General features: G+C 62.1%; 5 protein-coding genes and 1 pseudogene. 3 read left to right on the top strand and 3 right to left on the bottom strand.

What is annotated here, in order from left to right; genetic code table 11:
- From HX846_RS32485 to pcaC, 3 genes and pseudogenes are all read left to right on the top strand, one after another.
- Positions 1-142: pseudogene (locus HX846_RS32485) on the top strand (3-carboxy-cis,cis-muconate cycloisomerase); the annotation flags it as partial.
- Between the two features lie 10 nt (positions 143-152).
- Positions 153-944, top strand: a complete 792-nt coding sequence (pcaD, locus tag HX846_RS32480; protein WP_178966979.1) for a 3-oxoadipate enol-lactonase — start codon at positions 153-155, stop codon at positions 942-944.
- A 187-nt stretch (positions 945-1,131) separates the two neighbouring features.
- Positions 1,132-1,524, top strand: coding sequence for a 4-carboxymuconolactone decarboxylase (gene pcaC, locus HX846_RS32475; RefSeq protein WP_003219813.1), 393 nt, complete (start codon positions 1,132-1,134; stop codon positions 1,522-1,524).
- Here pcaC and HX846_RS32470 read toward each other — a convergent pair.
- The 3 genes from HX846_RS32470 to HX846_RS32460 all read right to left on the bottom strand — a co-directional run.
- Positions 1,521-2,462 carry a polysaccharide deacetylase family protein gene (locus tag HX846_RS32470; protein WP_256740204.1) on the bottom strand — a complete coding sequence of 314 codons (942 nt, stop codon included), beginning with the start codon at positions 2,460-2,462 and terminating at the stop codon, positions 1,521-1,523. The genes pcaC and HX846_RS32470 overlap by 4 nt on opposite strands.
- Positions 2,463-2,498: 36 nt before the next feature.
- Positions 2,499-3,749: an OprD family porin gene (locus HX846_RS32465; RefSeq protein ID WP_087693189.1), complete on the bottom strand. Its 1,251-nt coding sequence runs from the start codon at positions 3,747-3,749 to the stop codon at positions 2,499-2,501.
- 172 nt (positions 3,750-3,921) lie between these two features.
- A partial coding sequence (locus HX846_RS32460) for a TolC family protein (RefSeq protein ID WP_178966978.1) occupies positions 3,922-4,420 on the bottom strand: 499 nt, incomplete at its 5' end.

Here is a 4,420-nt window from a genome sequence, read left to right as displayed (position 1 = left end):
GGTGCTGGGGGATGAACCGCAAGTGACTGCCGAGCTTTCGGCGGCCGAACTCGATCGCCTGCTGGACCCGACGCACTACCTGGGCCAGGCGCACACCTGGGTCACCCGGGCCGTGGCCGAACATTTTGCTTTGACTGCCTGAGGAGGCTGCTGTGGGATTTGTACAACTCGCCGATGGCGAACTGAACTACCAACTCGATGGCCCCGAAGATGCACCGGTACTGGTGCTGTCCAACTCCCTGGGCACCGACCTGCATATGTGGGACATCCAGATCGAGGCGTTCACCCAGTACTTCCGGGTGCTGCGTTTCGATACCCGCGGCCATGGCAAGTCGCTGGTCACCGAAGGCCCCTACAGCATCGAGCAATTGGGCCGTGACGTGCTGGCGCTGCTGGATGCGTTGCAGATCGAGCGCGCGCATTTCTGCGGGTTGTCCATGGGCGGCCTGATCGGCCAGTGGCTGGGGATCAACGCGGGTGAGCGTTTGCGCCGGCTGGTGGTGTGCAACACCGCCGCGAAGATCGGCACGCCCGAGATCTGGAGCCCACGCATCGAGATGGTCCTGCGCGACGGTGCGGCCGCGATGGTTGCCCTGCGTGATGCGTCAATTGCCCGCTGGTTCACCGCCGACTTCGCCGAGGCTCATCCTGACCAGGCCAAGCTGATCACCGATATGCTGGCGGCGACTGATCCCCAGGGTTATGCCGCAAACTGCGCGGCCGTGCGCGACGCGGATTTCCGCGAGCAACTGGCGTCGATCAAGGTGCCGACCCTGGTGATCGCAGGCAGCGAAGATGCGGTGACGCCGCCGGCGGGTGGGCACTTTATCCAGGCGCATGTGCAGGGCGCCGAGTATGCCGAGTTCTATGCCGCGCACTTGTCCAACGTGCAAGCCGGTGCGGCGTTCAGCGACCGTGTGCTGGAATTTCTGCTATCGCGCTGAGTATCGCTGAACCCTGTGGCGAGGGAGCTTGCTCCCGTTGGGCTGCGTAGCAGCCCCTGAGCAGCCGCAACCCAACTATTTGTAAAACCCTGCAGCGGCCTCACTGGGGTCGCTGCGCGACCCAACGGGAGCAAGCTCCCTCGCCACAGGTATGTGCCTGTCGTCACCGTTGCATGAGGAGCGTTTTGTGGACGAGAAACAACGTTATGCCGAAGGCCTGCAAGTGCGCCGCGAAGTGCTGGGCGACGCCCACGTCGACCGCAGCCTCAACGCCCTGACCGAGTTCAACAGCGAGTTCCAGGAAATGATCACCCGCCACGCCTGGGGTGATATCTGGACCCGCCCGGGGCTGCCGCGGCATACCCGCAGCCTGATCACCATCGCCATGCTCATCGGCATGAACCGCAGCGAAGAGCTGAAGCTGCACCTGCGCGCCGCCGCGAGCAACGGTGTGACCCGCGCCGAGATCAAGGAAGTGCTGATGCAGAGCGCGATCTATTGCGGGATTCCGGCGGCGAATGCGACGTTTCACTTGGCCGAGTCGGTGTGGGATGAGTTGGGGGTAGAGTCGCGCGCCTAGTGCGAGTCAGCGTCCCACACCCAATTCCACACACCTGGCAGGTGCACCACTTCGTCGGCGCTTTTTACCGTGCGGGCCATGGCGGCTCGCTGCAAGGTTGTCCGGTCGGTGTAGAAAGGCTGTGTGGCGAGGGGCACGCCATTGATATGGGCGCTGTCCAGCAGGATTTGCAGGTATTCCTTCAAGTGCCAGGCGGTGTAGCGGTTGATATCGTGGAAGGTCACCACCACCGGGATCACGCCGTCCACCGTCGGTAATTCGCCTTTGGCGATGCGCTCACGCACCACCGAGAGTTGGCGTATCAGGTTTTCCCGTCGACGCGGGCTGCCGTTGAACACCCAGATCACCCCATCGTTTGCACTCAGGTCGGTCAGCAACACATGCATGCCGTGTTGCTGATAGGCGGCGAAGGTGCGCTTGTCGTAGTTCCAGAACGGCGGGCGTACCAGTGTGGGCGGTTGGCCGGTGATGGAGGTGAGGGTCGATGAACCCAGGCTGAGGTAGTGCTCCAGTTCAGCCGGATTCTGCAAGCGATGGTTGCTGTGCCACGGGGTCGCGGTGTGGAAGCCCAGGATATGGCCGGCCGCGTATTCGCGCTCCATGGTCTTGTAGCCCCGCGGGTTGCCGCCGGAGCGGGGCGCCTCGGTCTGCAGGAAGAACACCGCCTTGATCCCCGGCTGTATCGGGTTGTTCGCCAGGTCCGCCATCACCGAACGGCTGGGGTTCATGAAGCCCGAGGCGCTGGGGCCGTCATCGAAGGTCAGCAAAAAACGGATTGGCGCCTCGGTTTTCAGGCGTTGTTCGGTTTGCGGTGTCAGCGCCAGAGGCGGGCCGATGCAACCGCTGAGGCTCAGGGCCAGGGCTAGTGCGGCCGATACGGTGGCGAAGGGTTTCATGGCGGACTCGAATGACATTGGCTGCTGGGGCGGGTCATCCATGACACGCGCGCACCATACAACAAGACTGTCGAGGCTTTACAGCAGGCTTATCGGGTAACTGACGATCAACCGGTTTTCATCAAACTCGTTGTTGTTGTAGTCCCGGCGCATGCTGGAGTTACGCCAGCGCACATTGAGATTCTTCAGCGCTCCGCTCTGCACCACGTAGGCCACTTCACTTTCCCGTCCCCATTCCTTGCCATCGGTCACCGTGCCGCTGTGTACGTTGCTGCCGCTGATGTAGCGGTTCATCAGCGTGAGGCCCGGAATACCCAGGGCGGCGAAGTTATAGTCATGGCGTACCTGCCAGGATTTTTCCTGGGCGTTGTCGTAGCTGGCGTTGTAGCTGTCGTTGGCCAGGGTGCCGCCGCTGGTGCCGTTGACGCGCATCCAGGCGCTGTTGCCGGTGAGTTTTTGCAGGCCGACATAGAACGTGTTGCCGCCGTATCGGGCCGAGAACAGTCCGGACCAGGTCTTGTTATCGAGGTCTCCGGCGCGGGCGCTGCCGTCGTCCTTGCCGTAGAAGAACCCGAGGTTGGCGCCCAGGGTCCAGTCGCCCACCGGTTGGCTGTGGATCAGGTTGAGGTATTGCTGGCTGTAGATGTCCTTGAGTTGGGCGTTCCACACACCGATCTGGGTGCGTTTGTCGTTGAAGGCATATTCGCCGCCCTGGAAGTTGAAGCGGTCGGAGGTGAACGCGGTTTTCCCGAACATGGACATGTCGGTCATGCTGCTGTCGTCCCGTGGGCTGTTGGCGCGGAACTGGCCGCCGTACAGGGTCAGGCCGTCGATTTCCTTGGAGGTGATTTGCCCGCCGCGCAGGGTTTGCGGGAGCGAGCGGCCATCGTCCGACCGCAGGATCGGCAGTACCGGCATCCATTCGCCGACTTTCACTTCTGTCTTTGAAACCCGTGCCTTGAACGCCACGCCCAGACGCCCGAATTCATCCGCCGGACGGCCATCGTGGTCCAGCGGCAACAGCTGGGTGCCACCCGTGCCGCGCCCGCCATCGAGCTTCAATGAGTACAGGCCCAGTACATCCACGCCGAAACCGACGGTGCCCTGGGTAAAGCCGGATTTGGCGTCGAGGATGAAACTTTGCGTCCACTCCTGTGCGCCGCCCTGGGTCTTGGTGGGATTGGTGTAGTTGCGGTTGAAGAAGAAATTACGCAGGTTTAGGTTGGCGCTGGCGTCTTCCAGGAAGCCGTGTTCTTCAGCGACAACGGGGAGGGCAATGCTGGCGACAGCGGTTGCCAGCAAAAGCCGGCGCGGGTCGAAAGTGCTCATGGTGTCAGACCTGTTGTTATTGGGGTTATGCAGGTGGCGGCCATGGTGCGGGGCGGTGCGGGGGCGATGAAAGTGGGGGAGAGCGGGTTGTGGGCGATGATCGAACGCAAAGTCATGGGCGTAAAAAAACCGCTTCCTGGGCGGGAAGCGGTTTTTGTTTACTGCGCCACTATCAGAACAACTTCAAGGGCGGTGCTTCTTCTTTCAACGGTTCGTTCTTCGCGGTCTGTTCGTTCCAGCCACCACCGAGGGCCTTGTACAGGTTGACCTCGCTGTTGAGCTGCGCCAGGCGGTCGGTGATCAGCGATTGCTGGGCACTGAACAGTTGGCGCTGGGCGTCGAGGAACGTCAGGTTGCTGTCGACACCAATACGGTAGCGACGCTCGGCCAGGCGGTAGTAATCCTGGTTGGCCGCGACGAAGCCACGTTGGGCGTCCAGTTGCTGCTTGTAGGTCTCACGGGCGGCGAGGCCGTCGGAGACTTCCTGGAAGCCGGTCTGGATCGCTTTCTCGTAGTTAGCGACGTTGATCTCTTTCTGGATTTTCGAGTAATCCAGGCTGGCGCGCAGGCTGCCGGCGTTGAAGATCGGGATGTTGATCTGCGGTGCAAACGACCAGGTACCCGAACCGCCCTTGAACAGGCCGCCCAGGGTCGGGCTCGCGGTGCCGGCG

Origin of the sequence: Pseudomonas sp. K5002 (assembly GCF_013386655.1) — a bacterium.
Classification (GTDB): Bacteria; Pseudomonadota; Gammaproteobacteria; order Pseudomonadales; family Pseudomonadaceae; genus Aquipseudomonas.
This window is presented reverse-complemented; position numbering and strand designations above follow the sequence as displayed.